Genomic DNA, 14,199 nt, shown 5'->3' on the forward strand with positions numbered 1-14,199 from the left:
TATGCGCCGATGGCTACCGCACGGTGAAGTTCAGCGGGTTCGAGATGCCGATGCCGCCGTGGGAGTCGTAGACCCGCACGGTGAAGGTGTACGAGGTGGCGGCGGCCAGGTCCACCTGGAACTGGTAGCGCTGCCCGCTGCCGGTCGCCGAGGTGGCGATCCGGGTGGCGCCGGAGTACAGCTCCGCCCGGTCAACGCCGTCCCCGGGGTCGGCGTCGGTGGCGTCGGCCACCAGGGTGACGATGGTCGGTTCGAGGAAGTAGCTGCTGCCGGACGTGGTGCTCAGCGACACGGCCGGCGGGTGGTTGCCGCCCGAGGTCGGCGGCGTGACCACGGTGATGCGTATCGGCGGCGCGCTGCCGCTCAGCGACTGGCTGGTGCCGGCCGAGACGGACACCACGTAGGTCGTGCTGGTGCCGGGGTCCCCTGTCGGCGGGGTCCACTGCGCCTCGTACCGGTTGCTGCCCGCCGGCACTCCCTGGGCCACCGTGACGCCGTCCACGCGGAACGACACCGAGGTGATGCTGACGCCGCCGCCCACGGTCGCCGTCGCCGCCAGCGGGATGGTGACGGGAGCGGTGTACACCGCTCCGGCGGCCGGGCTGAGGAAGGCGACCTGCGGCGGCCAGTCGGCGACCGGCGGCGGGGTGGTCCGGGTCGGCGTCGGGGTGGGCAGGATCGCGCCGGTGCACGGCCTGCCGTTGAGCGTGAACGTCGTCGGCGCGGGGTTGCTGCCCGACCAGGCGCCGACGAAGCCGATGACCGTGGACCGGTTGGTGCCCAGGGTCGCGTTCCAGGGCAGGTTGGTGGCGCTGACCTGCTGGCCCGACTGGTCCCAGGTGGCGCTCCAGGTGTGCGCGAGCCGCTGCCCGGCGGCGGGGAACGTGAAACCGAGGGTCCATCCGTCTACCGGGTCGCCCAGGTTGGTGATCGTGACCTCGGCGTTGAAGCCGCCGGCCCACTCGCTGCCGACCACGTAGTCCACCCGGCACCCGGCCGCCGCGCTCGCCACGCCGGCGTACGCCATCCCGACGCCCACCGCGGCCGCGGCGACGACGCCGGCCAGCACGGCCGTCAGCGACTTCCTCATGACGCACCTCGCCAAAGCATCGTCGGACATCGATTAACAGGATGACTCTCCGGTGCGCCGGGCCCGCTGTCAAGGCGCAGACCGGCCGACCTGCCGCCCGTAAGCACCGTTACACCGATGACGCACCACCCGTACGGCACGATGGGGGCATGAGCGCACGCGTACGCGCCCCCGAACTGCGGGGGCGGGCCTGGCTGAACACCGGAGGAAAGCAGCTCACGCTGGCCGACCTCCGGGGCCGCATCACGATTCTCGATTTCTGGACCTTCTGCTGCGTCAACTGTCTGCACGTGCTGGACGAGCTGCGCCCGCTGGAGGAGAAGTACGGCGACGTGCTGGTCGTCGTCGGCGTGCACTCGCCGAAGTTCGAGCACGAGAAGGACCCGGACGCCGTGGCGGCGGCGGTCGAGCGGTACGGCGTGCGCCACCCCGTCCTGGACGACCCCGAGCTGGACATGTGGCAGCAGTACGCGGCGAAGGCGTGGCCGACCCTGGTTGTGGTCGACCCCGAGGGGTACGTGGTCGCCACGATGGCCGGCGAGGGGCACGCCGAGGGGCTGGCCCGGCTGGTCGACGAGCTGATCGGCGTACACGAGGCCAAGGGCACCCTGCGCCGGGGCGACGGGCCGTACGTGCCGCCGCCGGAGGCCGCGACGACCCTGCGCTTCCCCGGCAAGGCCGTGGCGCTCGGCCCCGGAACCGCCGGCGGGGACGACGGGAGCGGGCACCTGCTGGTCTCGGACTCGGCCCGGCACTCGCTGGTGGAGCTGGCCCCCGATGGCGAGACGGTCCTGCGGCGGATCGGCGCCGGGGCGCGCGGCAACGCCGACGGCCCGCCTGGCACCGCCACCTTCGCCGAGCCGCAGGGGCTCTGCCTGCTGCCCGCGCACGTCGCCGAGGTCGCCGGGTACGACCTGGTCGTCGCGGACACCGTCAACCACCTGCTGCGCGGGGTACGGCTGGACACCGGTGAGGTCGTCACCGTCGCCGGCACCGGCCGGCAGTGGCGTTCCACGGTCGACGACCACGCGCACGACGCCCGCTCGGTCGACCTCTCCTCCCCCTGGGACCTCGCCTGGTACGACGACAAGGTGATCGTGGCGATGGCCGGCATCCACCAGCTCTGGTGGTTCGACCCGGTCAGGCGGACCGCCGGCAGGTACGCCGGCACCACCGTCGAGGCGCTGCGGGACGGCCCGCTGGCCGAGGCGTGGCTGGCCCAGCCGTCCGGGCTCGCCGTCTCCACCGACGGGGTACGGCTGTGGGTCGCCGACAGCGAGACCAGCGCGATCCGGTACGTGGAGAACGGCGTCCTGGGCACCGCCGTGGGGCAGGGGCTGTTCGACTTCGGGCACGTGGACGGGCCGGCCGACCAGGCGTTGCTCCAGCACCCGTTGGGTGTCTGCGCGCTGCCCGACGGGTCGGTGCTGGTCGCCGACACGTACAACGGCGCGGTGCGCCGCTTCGATCCGGCGACCGGGCTGGTGGCGACGGTCGCCGACGGGCTCGCCGAGCCGAGTGACGTGGTGCTCACCCCGGCCGGGGACGTGCTGGTGGTCGAGTCGGCCGCGCACCGGTTGACCCGGCTCGCCCCGGGCGTGCTCTCCGCCGCCGGGGCGAGGACCGTCGACGGGCCCCGGCACCGCGCCGAGCGTCCGCCCACGCCTGTCGCTCCCGGTGCGCTGACCCTGGACGTGATCTTCACGCCGCCGCCCGGGCAGAAGCTGGACGAGACGTTCGGCCCGTCCACCCGGCTGGTCGTCTCGGCGTCCCCGCCGGAGCTGCTGCTCGACGGGGCCGGCGCCGGCACCGACCTGTCCCGCCGCCTGGTGGTCGACGGTGACGTGCCGGCCGGGGTGCTCCAGGTGACCGCCCAGGCGGCCACCTGCGACGTCGCCGACGAGCACGGCGCGTGCCACCTGACCCGGCAGGACTGGGGGGTGCCGGTCCGGGTGCTCGCCGACGCCCCGGCCCGCCTCGCGCTGGTGCTGCGCGGCCTGGACGCCTGAGCCCCGCCACGCGGTCGTGTGCCGGGAAGGGACCCTTTCGATGCCCGAGGCGTTGGTAGGGTGCCCTTCCTCACACCGCGAACGGGGCGAGCGGCACCCCGGCGTCGATGAGGGCGGCGCGCACCAGCTCCGCCGCGCGTACCGCCCCCGGGGTGTCGCCGTGCAGGCAGATCGACTCGACCGGGCAGGCGACGGCGCTTCCGTCGACGGCCTGGACGGTCCCGTCGGTGGCGAACCGCACGGCGCGGGCGGCGATCTCGTGCGGGTCGGTGACCAGGGCGTTCGGGGCGGAGCGGGGCACCAGGGCCCCGTTCGGCTGGTAGTTGCGGTCGGCGAAGCCTTCGGCGACCACCCGCAGCCCGGCCCCGGTGGCGAGTTGGGCGAGCACCGAGCCGGCCGGGCAGAGCACCGGCAGATCGTGGTCGTAGTCGCTGACCGCCGCCACCACGGCGGCGGCCTGCGTCTCGTCGGTCGCCGCCGCGTGGTAGAGCGCGCCGTGCGGCTTCAGGAAACGCACCTGGGCGCGGTACGGCCGGCAGAACGCGTTCAACGCGCCGAGCTGGTAGGTGATCTCGTCGCGCAGCTCCTCGAACGCGTACGCGATGTGCCGGCGGCCGAAACCGGCGAGGTCCCGGTAGCCGACCTGCGCGCCCACGGCGACACCCCGTTCGGTGGCCGCGGCGCAGACCCGCCGCATGGTGGACGGGTCGCCGCCGTGGAAGCCGCAGGCGACGTTGGCGGAGGTGATCAGGTCCAGCAGCGCCTCGTCGTCGCCGAGCCGCCAGATGCCGAATCCCTCCCCGAGATCAGCGTTGAGGTCCATGGAACCTGACGGTAGTACCCGGACGGGCCTGCGCGAGCGGGGTCACGTCGTCCACCACCCCGACGACCGGGTAGCCGCCGGTGGTCGGGTGGTCGGCGAGGAAGACCAGCGGCTGCCCGTCGGCGGGCACCTGCACCGCCCCGAGCACGATCCCCTCGCTGGGCAGTTCCCCGGCCACCGCACGGGGCAGCGGCGCGCCGACCAGTCGCGCGCCGATCCGGTCACCCACCGGACTGACCACGTACGGGGTACGCAGCAGCCGGTCCAGCGCGGTCGGGGTGAACCAGTCGTGCCGGGGGCCGAGGCGCAGCGTCAACCGCAGCTCGTCGACGGGCGGCGGCGGCACGGTGAAGTCGACGGGCGGCGGTGGGCCGGGCTCCGGGCCCAGCGGCAGCCGGTCGCCGTCGCGTAGCGGGGGCGGGCCGAGCCCGGAGAGGGTGTCGGTGGCCCGGCTGCCGAGCACCGTTTCGACGGCGATCCCCCCGGAGACGGCCAGGTAGCTGCGCAGTCCGTGCCGGGCGGGACCGATCCGCAGCACGGTCGAGGCCGGCAGTGACAGCGGACGCCCGACGTCCACCGCCCGGTCGGCGGGCGGCCTGCCCAGGCGGTGGGCGGGGCCGGGCTGGTCGGCCGGGTCGCGGCCCGATCGGATGGCGGGAAGGCGGCAGCGGCAGCGCGCCGGGCAGGTCACCCGGAGGTCGGCCGGCGCTCCGGTCAGCGCGACCGTGGCGGCCCGGCCCAACCGCAGCTCGCAGCCGGTCAGGGTGATCTCCAGGCCGGCGGCGGGCTCCGGGTTCCCGACCAGCCGGTTCGCCAGGCGCAGCGCCGCCGGGTCGAGCGCCCCCGACCGGGGTACGCCGAGGTGCGCGTACCCGGGTCGGCCCTGGTCCTGGACGGTGGTGAGGGCCCCGGCCCGGAGAATCTCGATCACGCGGGCACCAGCCGGACCCGGGCGCCGGGGGTGAGGGTGGCCGGCGGGTCGGCGTACACGTCGAACAGGGGCAGGTCGGTCCGGCCGACCAGCAGCCAGCCGCCGGGCGAGGCGGTCGGATAGATCCCCGCGTACGGGCCGGCGAGCGCGACGGACCCGGCCGGCACCCGGGGTCGGGGCGTGGCCAGACGGGGCACCGCCCACCCGGCGGGCAGCCCGGTCAGGTAGCCGAACCCGGGGGCGAAGCCGCAGAAAGCCACCCGGAACGGGGTGTCGGCCAGTCGGCGTACCACCTCGGGCACGTCGACCTGCCAGTGCTCGGCGACGGCGGGCAGGTCCTCCCCGTCGTACCGGACGGGCACCTCGACGGCGCGGGCGGACCGCTGCCCGGCGGTGGGCCGCGGGGCCCAGGTGGCGATCCGGGCGGCGGTGGCGGCCGGGTCGGCGACCCCGTCGAGCAGTACGGTCGTGGCGGCCGGGACGATCTCGACGGCGTCCAGTTCGCCGGCCTCCCGACGTCGCCACAGCTCGGCCCGCCAGACCTCGACCCACCACCCGGCCTCCCGCCGGCCCTTCCCCCCGCCCCGTGCCGGCCCGGGCGACGCTTCGGCTTCGGCTTCGGCTTCGGCGCAGTCGAGCAGCAGGGCGTGGGCGCCGACGGGACGGATCCGCATGCCGTCATGGTGGCCCACGCCACGCCGGTGGCGCATCTGATCGGCGTGGCGTGGGCCACCACGATACTTACAAGTAACTTACGGTGCCGTAGCCTGAGGGGCGTGAGCACCTCGAACCCGGTCCGGCTCAGGCCGGCCGACCTCGGAAAGCCGCGGATGCGCGGCTGGCTGCACACCTACGCGTTCTTCGTCGCCGTGGTCTGCGGCGTCGTCCTCTGCTCGATCGCGGCCACCCGGCCGGGCTGGGCGCCCCTGCTGAGCTGCTTGATCTACAGCGTGACCGTCTGCGGGCTGTTCGGCACCAGCGCGCTCTACCACCGCCGGGTGTGGACGGCCCGCGGCTTCCAGGTCATGCGCCGGATGGACCACTCGATGATCTTCGTGTTCATCGCCGGCACGTACACGCCGTTCTGCCTGTTGCTGCTGACCGACCGGGCGGCGACCGTCATGCTCGTGCTGGTGTGGGGTGGCGCGCTCGGCGGGGTCGCCCTGAAGCTGGTCCGCCCGCACGCGCCCCGGTGGGTCTCCGCCCCCCTCTACCTGGCCCTCGGCTGGGCCGCCGTGGCGATCGTGCCGGACGTCCTCCGGGCCGGCGGGGTCACCGCCCTGGTGCTGCTGGTCGTCGGCGGCGCGATCTACAGCGTCGGCGCGGTCTGCTACGCGCTGCGCCGGCCCAACCCGTGGCCGACGGTCTTCGGCCACCACGAGTTCTTCCACGCCTGCACGCTGGTGGCGGCGGTCTGCCACCACGTCGCCATCTACTTCGCCCTGTTCGCCTGACCGCCACCCGCCCGGCCCGTTCCGGTCCGCGGGGCCGCACGACCCGTTCCGGTCGGGTGGACCGCACGACTCGGGGGCCCCGCGACGGGCGGGACCCCCGGCAGTCGGCTACGGGTCAGACCTGGTGACCCGGGCGACGCACCTCGCGGTACTCCTGGACCACCCGGTCGTCCTGGACGGGCACGACCCGCTCCCGCACGACCCGGTCCTGCGGCGCGGTCACCACCGCCGTCCGGCGACGGCTTTTCCAGAAGTACGCCGTCATGATCAGACCCACCAGGCCGGCGAGCATCAGCACCCAACCGACGATGTCGAGGCTGAGCCAACCCAGGTCCGCCTCGACCGCGAACGCGAGGATCGCGCCCAGCGCGATGAGGAAGATACTGCTGCCGATGCCCATCGTGTCGCCCTCCTTGGCGTTCTGCTGGCGTTCCGTACCGCCGCGGCCATTGACGAGGTTGCGGCACACATCGACTTACCCGAGCACGGAGATCCCCAATCAGGCAAGCTGGCACCATGACGGACAGCAACCCCACCGAACGCACGTTGGTGCTGCTGAGGCACGGCAAAGCCGTCCCGCCCGACGGGGTCGTCGACCGGGACCGCCCACTGACCGAACGCGGGCGGGCCGACGCCGTCGCGGCCGGCGCGTGGTTGGCCCGCCACCACCTCCTGCCCGACGTGGTGATCTGCTCACCGGCCCGGCGCACCCGGGAGACGTGGCACGCGGCGGCGTCCGGCCTGACCGGCACGTCGACGGAGGGCGCGCCGGGCGGTCCGGCGCCCCGGATCCGCTACGAGTCGTCCGCGTACGCGGCGGAGACGGCGGACCTGCTGGCGCTGCTGCGGTCCGTGGAGCCGACCGCCGGCACGGTGCTGCTGGTGGGGCACAATCCGGCCGTCTCGCTGCTGTCGATCGCCCTCGACGACGGCGGGGCGGACCGGGACGGCCTGCCCACCGGTGGCGTCGTCGTGCACCGCGTGACGGGCCCGTGGTCCGCCCTCGGCGGCGCCCCCGCCGCCGTCACGGCACAGGGCAGGGCGCCCTACTGAGGCCGCCCCCGGGGGATCCGCGCCGGGCTCAGGAGGGCGGGGCGGTGGGCGGGGGCGGGTCGGGGGGCGGGGGCATCATCGCGGTCGGATGGGAGAGCCGGTTCTCCTCCACGATGAGCGTCCGGGCCCGTTTGCGCCGGTCCTGCCAGAACCACAGCGTGGTGAGCAGCACGGCCAGCCCGGCGAGGATGAACACCCAGCCGACGGCACGCAGGTCGACCCACCAGACGTTCGCCCGGACGGCGAAGGTCAGGATCGCGCCGATCGCGATGAGAAAGATCCCGCTACCAATGCCCATGTGCGCTGCACTCCCCCGTGCGGTGGCTCTGGGCGTCCCCTGCTCACGTCCCCCACCCCCTTACCCCCGATCCCCACCCCTATCCCCACCCTGCGGGGCGCGGAACGGCCGGAGGCGGCGAGCCTGACGCTCGCCGCCTCCGACCGGGGGGGGAATTCGCGGGTCAGAAGGCTTCTTCGGGGAGGTCCATGAGGTCGAGGGTGGTGGACTCGATGATGCGGCGGTCGGCGCCGATGCGGGGCAGCACCTCGCGGGCGAAGAACTGCGCGGCGGCCACCTTTCCGGTGTAGAACGCCCGGTCGGTGCCGGACACCTCGCCGGCGAGGGCGCGCAGGGCCACGTCCGCCTGCCGCTGGAGCAGCCAGCCGACCACCAGGTCACCTACGGCCAGCAGGAAGCGCCGGCTGCTCAGCCCGACCTTGTAGACGGCCCGGTGGTCGCCGGCCTGAGCCTCGCCGAGCCAGCCCGTCATGGTGCCGAGGATCGTCTGGATCTCGGCGAGCGCCCTGCCGAGGGCGAGCCGTTCCTCCTTGAGTCGGCCGTTGCCGCCCTCGGAGGTGATGAACTCCTGGATCTCGGCGGAAACCGTCAGCAGCGCCTTGCCGTTGTCCCGGACGATCTTCCGGAAGAAGAGGTCGAGGCTCTGGATGGCGGTGGTGCCCTCGTACAGGGTGTCGATCTTCGAGTCCCGGACGTACTGCTCGACGGGGTAGTCCTGGAGGAAGCCGGAGCCGCCGTAGGTCTGTAGCGACTCGTGGCCGAGCAGCTCGTACGCCCGCTCCGAGCCGACGCCCTTGACCAGCGGCAGCAGCAGGTCGTTGACCCGCTTGGCCAGGTTGGTGGCCCGCTCGTCGCCGCCGGCCTCGGCGATGGCGACCTGGTCCTGCCAGGAGGCGGTGTAGCAGACCAGGGCGCGCAGGCCCTCGGCGTACGACTTCTGGAGCATCAGCGACCGGCGGACGTCCGGGTGGTGGGTGATGGTGACCCGGGGGGCGCTCTTGTCGGTCATCTGGAGCAGGTCGGCGCCCTGTACGCGGTTCTTCGCGTACTCCAGGGCGTTGAGGTAGCCGGTGGAGAGGGTGGCGATCGCCTTGGTGCCGACCATCATCCGGGCGTACTCGATGATCATGAACATCTGCCGGATGCCGTCGTGCTTCTCGCCCAGCAGCCAGCCCTTGGCCGGCACGCCGTGCTCGCCGAAGGTCACCTCGCAGGTGTTGGAGACCTTCAGGCCCATCTTGTGCTCGACGTTGGTGGCGTAGACGCCGTTGCGCTCGCCCAGCTCGCCGGTGTTCTCGTCGAAGTGGTACTTCGGCACGACGAAGAGGGAGAGCCCCTTGGTGCCGGGGCCGCCGACGCCGTCGACGCCGACCGGACGGGCGAGCACGTAGTGCACGATGTTGTCGCTGAGGTCGTGTTCACCGGAGGTGATGAAGCGCTTCACGCCCTCGATGTGCCACGAGCCGTCCGGCTGGGGGACGGCGCGGGCCCGGCCGGCGCCCACGTCCGAGCCGGCGTCCGGCTCGGTGAGCACCATCGTGGAGCCCCACTGCTGGTCGATGAAGAGCTTGGCCCACTTCTGCTGCTGCTCGGTGCCCTCGACCTGGAGGACGTGCGCGAAGGACGGGCCGGAGGCGTACATCCAGATCGGGGCGTTGGCCCCGAGGACCAGCTCAGCGAGGGACCACCAGAGGGTCCGGGGGGCGCTGCTGCCGCCGAGCGCCGGGGGCAGGTCGAGCCGCCAGAATTCGGAGTCCATGAACGCCTGGTACGACTTCTTGAACGACTCGGGCAGCGGGGCGGTGTGGGTGGCCGGGTCGAAGACCGGCGGGTTGCGGTCACTGTCGGTGTAGCTGGCGGCCAGGTCCTCGCGGGCGAGCCGGTCGACCTCGGCGAGGAAGCTGCGCGCGGTGTCGGTGTCGAGTTCGGAGTACGGCTCCTGGCCGAACGTCCGATCCGCCCCGAAGACCTCGAAGAGGTTGAACTCCAGGTCCCGCAGGTTGCTCTTGTAGTGGGTCATGGCGACTGGCCCCGCTTCCGGACAGGTGTTACCGATCAGTAACCACGACTGTATTACTCACTGGTAGGCACCGACAAGCGGGTGGTGAAAGTGACGGCGGCCACACAGCGGGACAAATCAGCTCTCGGTGGCGCCCACCTCCCAGCTCGGCACCGCCGCGGCCGGCGCGCCGGTGGAGCCGGCGTACTCCATCAGCACCAGGGCGATGTCGTCGTCGAGCCGCCCGTACACCCACTCGACCAGGGCGGCCTCCAGGGAGGCCAGCCCGTCGGCGACCGTGCCGTGCCCGAGCAGCCGCCAGGCCCGGTCGGCGGTGGGGAAGAACTCGCCGTCCCGGCGCGCCTCGCCGAGGCCGTCGGTGAACAGCAGCAGCCGGTCGCCCGGCTCCAGCCGCTCGACCCGGGGCTGCACCACCGGCATGAAGCCCAGCGGCGGGGCCGGGGCCGGCGGCTCCAGCGGGATCACCAGGCCACGGCGCAGCAGCAGCGGCGGCGGGTGACCACAGTTGACGATGGTCAGGGTGCCGCCGCGCTCCTCCACCACCGCCGCGGTGACGAAATCCTCGTCGCCGACGCTGCGGGCCACCGCCCGGTCCAGGTCGGACACCACCGCCCGCAGGTCGGTGCGCTCGTGCGCCACGTGCCGGTACGAGCCGAGGACGATGCTGGCCAACCGGACCGCGTCCAGACCCTTGCCGCGCACGTCCCCGATGATCATGCGCACGCCGTACGGGGTGTCGATCGCCTCGTACAGGTCACCGCCGATCTCGGCGGTCGCGGTGGAGGAGATGTAGCGCGCCGCCACCGCGAGCGTCCCGACCTGCGGGCCGATCGGGCGCAACACCGCCTGCTGGGCCACCGAGGCCAGCCGGGACAACTCGGCGATCTGCTGGGCCTGCCGCTGCCGCACCCCGGCGACCGCCGTCACCAGCGCGGTGACCAGCACGATCGCCGCGATGTTGGCCATGGTGACCAACTGTGTCCTCGGCGCGTAGAACGCGAAGACCGCGGCCAGCACGGTGGCCGCCAGCCCCACCGCGAGCACCACCCGCCAGCTCGCGAAGCCCGCCGCGAGCACCGGCGCGGCGGCCATCAACGCGAGGTAGTGGGCGCCGTCGCCGTCGGCCATCTCCAGCGCGGACAGGAACACGAGCAGGACGAGGGCCGCGCCGAGGCCGGCGCGGGATCCGGGGCTCAGCGGGCTGCGCAACCGCTGGAGGAGATGCATGTTTACGCCCGACAGCATGCCCTATGAAGGTTGCTCAGCGCAGGACCGTTGGCCCGTCGGCCGAGCCGGATCTGACCGGCCGTACCTCGCTGACCAGGCTGGTCTCCGCCGCCGCCGGTCAGCCGAGCACCTCGTACGAGACGGTGAGGTGACCCAGGTCCAGGGAGGCGATCGTCCGGAACGCGGCCCGGGACAGGTCGATGCACCGTCCGTCGATGAACGGGCCACGGTCGTTGATCCGTACGGTCACCGACGCCCCGGTGCCGGGGTTGGTGACCCGGACCCGGGTGCCGAACGGCAGGGTCTTGTGCGCGGCGGTCAGCGCCTCCGGGTCGAAGACCTCGCCGTTCGCGGTCATCTGTCCCTCGGCGTAGAACGACGCCCCGCAGACGCCCCGGTCGACCACCTTCGGCGCGGCTGTGGTCTTCTTCGCCGCGGTCGGCTTGGCGGTGGCCCGCTTGGTCGGGGTGGACGCGGCCCGGGGCTTGCCGCGCGAGGCGGCCGTCGAGCGGGCGCCCGCCGGGCTGGCGGACGCGGTCGGCTTGGCGGACGCGGTCGGCGTGGCGGACGCGCTCGGGGTGGCAGACGGGGTCGGCGTGGCGGAGTCGGCGCTGCCCGCCGACGGGGACGTGACGGCGGTCGGCGCGGGCCGGGCCGCGTCCGGGTCGGTCGAGGTCAGCCGGGCCGCGCCGACCGTGCCGCCGACGCCCACCGCGACGGTGACCGCGACGGTCGCCGCGATGCCGGCGGGCGAGGAGAACATCCGGGTCCGCAGGTGCCTACCGGTCATCGGGCCGTCCTTCCGTCTACCTACAAAACGGCTCGGACCGTAACGAGAGAAGCACTTCCGACGTCAACCTGATCATGAGTATATGTAGGTATTTGTGGGGTTACGTGTAGCCGATCATCCGACCCCGGGTCGCTCGGCCGGCCGGGGCAGGTGGGCAGGGAGGCGCGGCCGGGGCAGGGATGGAGCGGCCGGGGCAGGGAGGCGGCGGCCGGGGCAGGGAGGCGGCGGCCGGGGCAGGGAGGCGGCGGCCGGGGCAGGGAGGCGGCGGCCGGGGCAGGGAGGCGGCGGCCGGGGCAGGATGGAGCGGTGCCCGACGAGCTGCGCCGCCGCCTCACCGCCCGGTTCCGCTGGACCGACCCCGGGCCGGGCAGCAGCCACCTGGTCAGCGACGTCTCCGGGTGGTGGCGGGATCCGCTCCTGCTCGCCGGCCTCGGCCCGGCGCTGGTCGAGCCGTTCCGCGCCGCCGCGCCCACCGTGGTGGTCTCGCCGGCCGTCACCGGCCTGATCCTCGGCCCGCTCGCCGCCACCGCGCTCGGCGTCGGCTTCGTGCCCGCGCACAAACCCGCCGACGGTCGGCAGCCGCCCGGGCCGACCACCTGGGCGCAGAGCCCGCCCGACTTCCGGGGCCGCCGGGTCACCCTCGGCGTCCGGGACCGGCACCTCGGCCCGGACGACCGGGTCCTGGTGGTGGACGACTGGGCGGCCACCGGCGCGCAGGCGCGCGCGATCCACGACCTCTGCGCGGCGCGCGGGGCGACGCCGCTCGGCACGGCCGTCGTGGTCGCCGACTGCCCGCCCGAGGTACGCGCCGAGCTGCGCATCCACGCCCTGCTCGACGCCACCCGGCTCGACCGGTGACGGCCGCCGCCCGGCCCGACCCGGGGCAGCGCGCCACCGCCCGGCCCGATCCGTGACAGGCTCGGAGGCGGAGACGGCGGGGCGTCGCGCCGGACGACGAGCCGGCGCGTAGCCTCGGCGGCATGTGGCCCCGGATCGGTGACCTACGCACGCTCGCCCTCGGCACCCCCGGCGAGATGCGCGCCAACCTGAACACCCTGGTGTTGAACGGCGTGAAGAAGGCGACCGCCGGCCTGCTCAGCGAGTACGCCGCGGAGGGCGAGGAGCTGGAGCACGTCGGTGAGCGGCTGGCGCTGGTCGACGACCACGACGCGCTGCTCGGCCTGGTCGAGGTCACCGACGTCGAGGTGGTCCGTTTCGCGGACGTGAGCTGGGAGTTCGCCCGTTCCGAAGGCGAAGGGGACCACGACCTCGACGAGTGGCGGTCCGGTCACCTGCGGTTCTGGGCGAGCGAGGGTAGCGCCGTCGACGACGACACCGAGATCGTGTGCATCCGCTTCCGGCTGGTCCCGTCGGGCGACAGCACCCCGGGGACCTGACCCGCCGCCGGGTCGGCGGCGACGCGAGATGGCCGCCGGGTCGGCGGCGACGCGAGATGGCCGCCGGGTCGGCGGCGACGGGAGGCAGCCGCCGGGTCAGAGGCGGCGCAGCTCGGCGAGGCGTTCGGCGACCTCGGCCAGGACGTGCTCGTCGCCGGCGTACCAACTGCTGAGCCGGGGCCAGTGCGTCACCACGTCGGTGAAGCCGAGGGCGGCGGCCCGCCCGACCGCCTCGGTGAAGAAGTCCGCGCTGCTCAGCGAGAAGACCGGCGCGGCGTCCAGGGAGAGGTAACGGTCCAGGGTCGCCGGGTCGCGCCCGGCGGCGTCGAGTGTCGCGTCCAGCCGAGCGGACGCCTGCGCCACTGACCCCCACCAGCTTTCCAGGTCGTCGCCGCCGGCGCCGGTGGTCACCCAGCCCTGCCCGAACCGGGCGACCAGCCGCATCGAGCGCGGCCCGTTGGCGGCGACCACGAACGGCACCCGGGGGATCTGGACGCAGCCGGGGTTGTTCCGCGCGTCGACCGCGGAGAACCAGTCCCCGCGCCAGGTCACCCCGTCCTGCCGGAGCAGCAGGTCGAGCAGTTCGGTGAACTCGCCGAACCGGTCCACCCGGCGACGCGGCGGCAGGGTCTCCCGGCCCAGCACGGTGGCGTCGAAACCGATCCCGCCGGCCCCGATGCCCAGCAGCAGCCGACCGTTGGAGATGTCGTCGAGGGTGGTCACCTGCCGGGCGAACGCGGCCGGGTGCCGGAAGTTGGGCGAGGCGACGAGCGTGCCGAGCCGGATCCGGGAGGTCACCAGCGCGGCGGCGGTCAGCGTGGACATCGAGTCGAACCACGGCCCGTCGACCAGGTCCCGCCAGCCCAGGTGGTCGTACGTCCAGGCGTGGTCGAAGCCCCAGTCCTCCGCCTGCCGCCAGCGCCGCTGCGCCTCGGACCAACGCTGGTCGGGGAGGATCACGATGCCGATTCGCACGATCGACAGACTACGACATACCCGGCACGGGGAGATCGTCGCCCCACGATCCCGTCGGACGGCGGCGGGCGCCGGGCGGTCCGCCTGGACGCTGCCGGTGACCAGGTCGGGGGGAGTCGAGCCGCCCCGTCG

Annotated in this window: 15 protein-coding genes; 5 read left to right on the plus strand and 10 right to left on the minus strand. The window is 73.9% G+C overall.

Annotation, left to right across the window (positions count from 1 at the left end):
* Positions 1-13: 13 nt before the first annotated feature.
* Positions 14-1,090, minus strand: a complete 1,077-nt coding sequence (locus O7606_RS18520) for a cellulose binding domain-containing protein (RefSeq protein WP_281595285.1) — start codon at positions 1,088-1,090, stop codon at positions 14-16.
* A gap of 149 nt (positions 1,091-1,239) precedes the next feature.
* Between O7606_RS18520 and O7606_RS18525 the strand changes: the two genes are divergently transcribed.
* Positions 1,240-3,099, plus strand: coding sequence for an NHL domain-containing thioredoxin family protein (locus O7606_RS18525; protein WP_281595286.1), 1,860 nt, complete (start codon positions 1,240-1,242; stop codon positions 3,097-3,099).
* 70 nt (positions 3,100-3,169) lie between these two features.
* Here O7606_RS18525 and O7606_RS18530 read toward each other — a convergent pair whose 3' ends face one another.
* The 3 genes from O7606_RS18530 to O7606_RS18540 are packed head-to-tail and all read right to left on the minus strand — an operon-like array spanning position 3,170 to position 5,527.
* Positions 3,170-3,922 (minus strand): 5-oxoprolinase subunit PxpA, encoded by a 753-nt coding sequence (locus O7606_RS18530; RefSeq protein WP_281595287.1) that lies wholly within the window; start codon positions 3,920-3,922, stop codon positions 3,170-3,172.
* Positions 3,906-4,853, minus strand: a complete 948-nt coding sequence (locus O7606_RS18535) for a biotin-dependent carboxyltransferase family protein (RefSeq protein ID WP_281595288.1) — start codon at positions 4,851-4,853, stop codon at positions 3,906-3,908. Before O7606_RS18535 ends, O7606_RS18530 begins: the two co-directional genes overlap by 17 nt.
* Positions 4,850-5,527 (minus strand): allophanate hydrolase subunit 1, encoded by a 678-nt coding sequence (locus tag O7606_RS18540; RefSeq protein ID WP_281595289.1) that lies wholly within the window; start codon positions 5,525-5,527, stop codon positions 4,850-4,852. The genes O7606_RS18535 and O7606_RS18540 overlap by 4 nt, the downstream gene beginning before the upstream one ends.
* A 102-nt stretch (positions 5,528-5,629) precedes the next feature.
* Here O7606_RS18540 and O7606_RS18545 point away from each other — a divergent pair, with 102 nt between their 5' ends.
* Complete coding sequence (locus O7606_RS18545) at positions 5,630-6,307, plus strand: hemolysin III family protein (protein WP_281595290.1); 678 nt, start codon at positions 5,630-5,632, stop codon at positions 6,305-6,307.
* 115 nt (positions 6,308-6,422) lie between these two features.
* Here O7606_RS18545 and O7606_RS18550 read toward each other — a convergent pair whose 3' ends face one another.
* The gene (locus O7606_RS18550; RefSeq protein WP_281595291.1) at positions 6,423-6,707 is read right to left on the minus strand and encodes a DUF6458 family protein; all 285 of its coding nucleotides are present in this window, start codon (positions 6,705-6,707) and stop codon (positions 6,423-6,425) included.
* A gap of 116 nt (positions 6,708-6,823) precedes the next feature.
* Between O7606_RS18550 and O7606_RS18555 the strand changes: the two genes are divergently transcribed.
* The gene (locus tag O7606_RS18555; protein ID WP_281595292.1) at positions 6,824-7,360 is read left to right on the plus strand and encodes a histidine phosphatase family protein; all 537 of its coding nucleotides are present in this window, start codon (positions 6,824-6,826) and stop codon (positions 7,358-7,360) included.
* Between the two features lie 28 nt (positions 7,361-7,388).
* On the opposite strand, the gene O7606_RS18560 is transcribed toward O7606_RS18555, so the two are convergent.
* From O7606_RS18560 to O7606_RS18575, 4 genes are all read right to left on the minus strand, one after another.
* Positions 7,389-7,658: a DUF6458 family protein gene (locus O7606_RS18560; protein WP_275032893.1), complete on the minus strand. Its 270-nt coding sequence runs from the start codon at positions 7,656-7,658 to the stop codon at positions 7,389-7,391.
* A 163-nt stretch (positions 7,659-7,821) separates the two neighbouring features.
* The gene (locus O7606_RS18565; RefSeq protein WP_281595293.1) at positions 7,822-9,678 is read right to left on the minus strand and encodes an acyl-CoA dehydrogenase; all 1,857 of its coding nucleotides are present in this window, start codon (positions 9,676-9,678) and stop codon (positions 7,822-7,824) included.
* A 117-nt stretch (positions 9,679-9,795) separates the two neighbouring features.
* Complete coding sequence (locus O7606_RS18570; RefSeq protein ID WP_281595294.1) at positions 9,796-10,923, minus strand: PP2C family protein-serine/threonine phosphatase; 1,128 nt, start codon at positions 10,921-10,923, stop codon at positions 9,796-9,798.
* A gap of 100 nt (positions 10,924-11,023) precedes the next feature.
* Positions 11,024-11,695, minus strand: a complete 672-nt coding sequence (locus O7606_RS18575; RefSeq protein WP_281595295.1) for a septal ring lytic transglycosylase RlpA family protein — start codon at positions 11,693-11,695, stop codon at positions 11,024-11,026.
* A 306-nt stretch (positions 11,696-12,001) separates the two neighbouring features.
* Here O7606_RS18575 and O7606_RS18580 point away from each other — a divergent pair, with 306 nt between their 5' ends.
* Both O7606_RS18580 and O7606_RS18585 read left to right on the plus strand, forming a co-directional pair.
* Positions 12,002-12,553, plus strand: a complete 552-nt coding sequence (locus O7606_RS18580; protein WP_281595296.1) for a phosphoribosyltransferase family protein — start codon at positions 12,002-12,004, stop codon at positions 12,551-12,553.
* 122 nt (positions 12,554-12,675) lie between these two features.
* Complete coding sequence (locus tag O7606_RS18585) at positions 12,676-13,092, plus strand: ASCH domain-containing protein (RefSeq protein WP_281595297.1); 417 nt, start codon at positions 12,676-12,678, stop codon at positions 13,090-13,092.
* 96 nt (positions 13,093-13,188) lie between these two features.
* Here O7606_RS18585 and O7606_RS18590 read toward each other — a convergent pair whose 3' ends face one another.
* A complete protein-coding gene (locus O7606_RS18590) occupies positions 13,189-14,070 on the minus strand; it encodes an LLM class flavin-dependent oxidoreductase (protein ID WP_281599751.1) in 882 nt (293 codons plus the stop codon).
* Positions 14,071-14,199 lie beyond the last annotated feature (129 nt).

It is taken from the genome of Micromonospora sp. WMMD882, from assembly GCF_027497255.1.
Taxonomy (GTDB): domain Bacteria; phylum Actinomycetota; class Actinomycetes; order Mycobacteriales; family Micromonosporaceae; genus Micromonospora.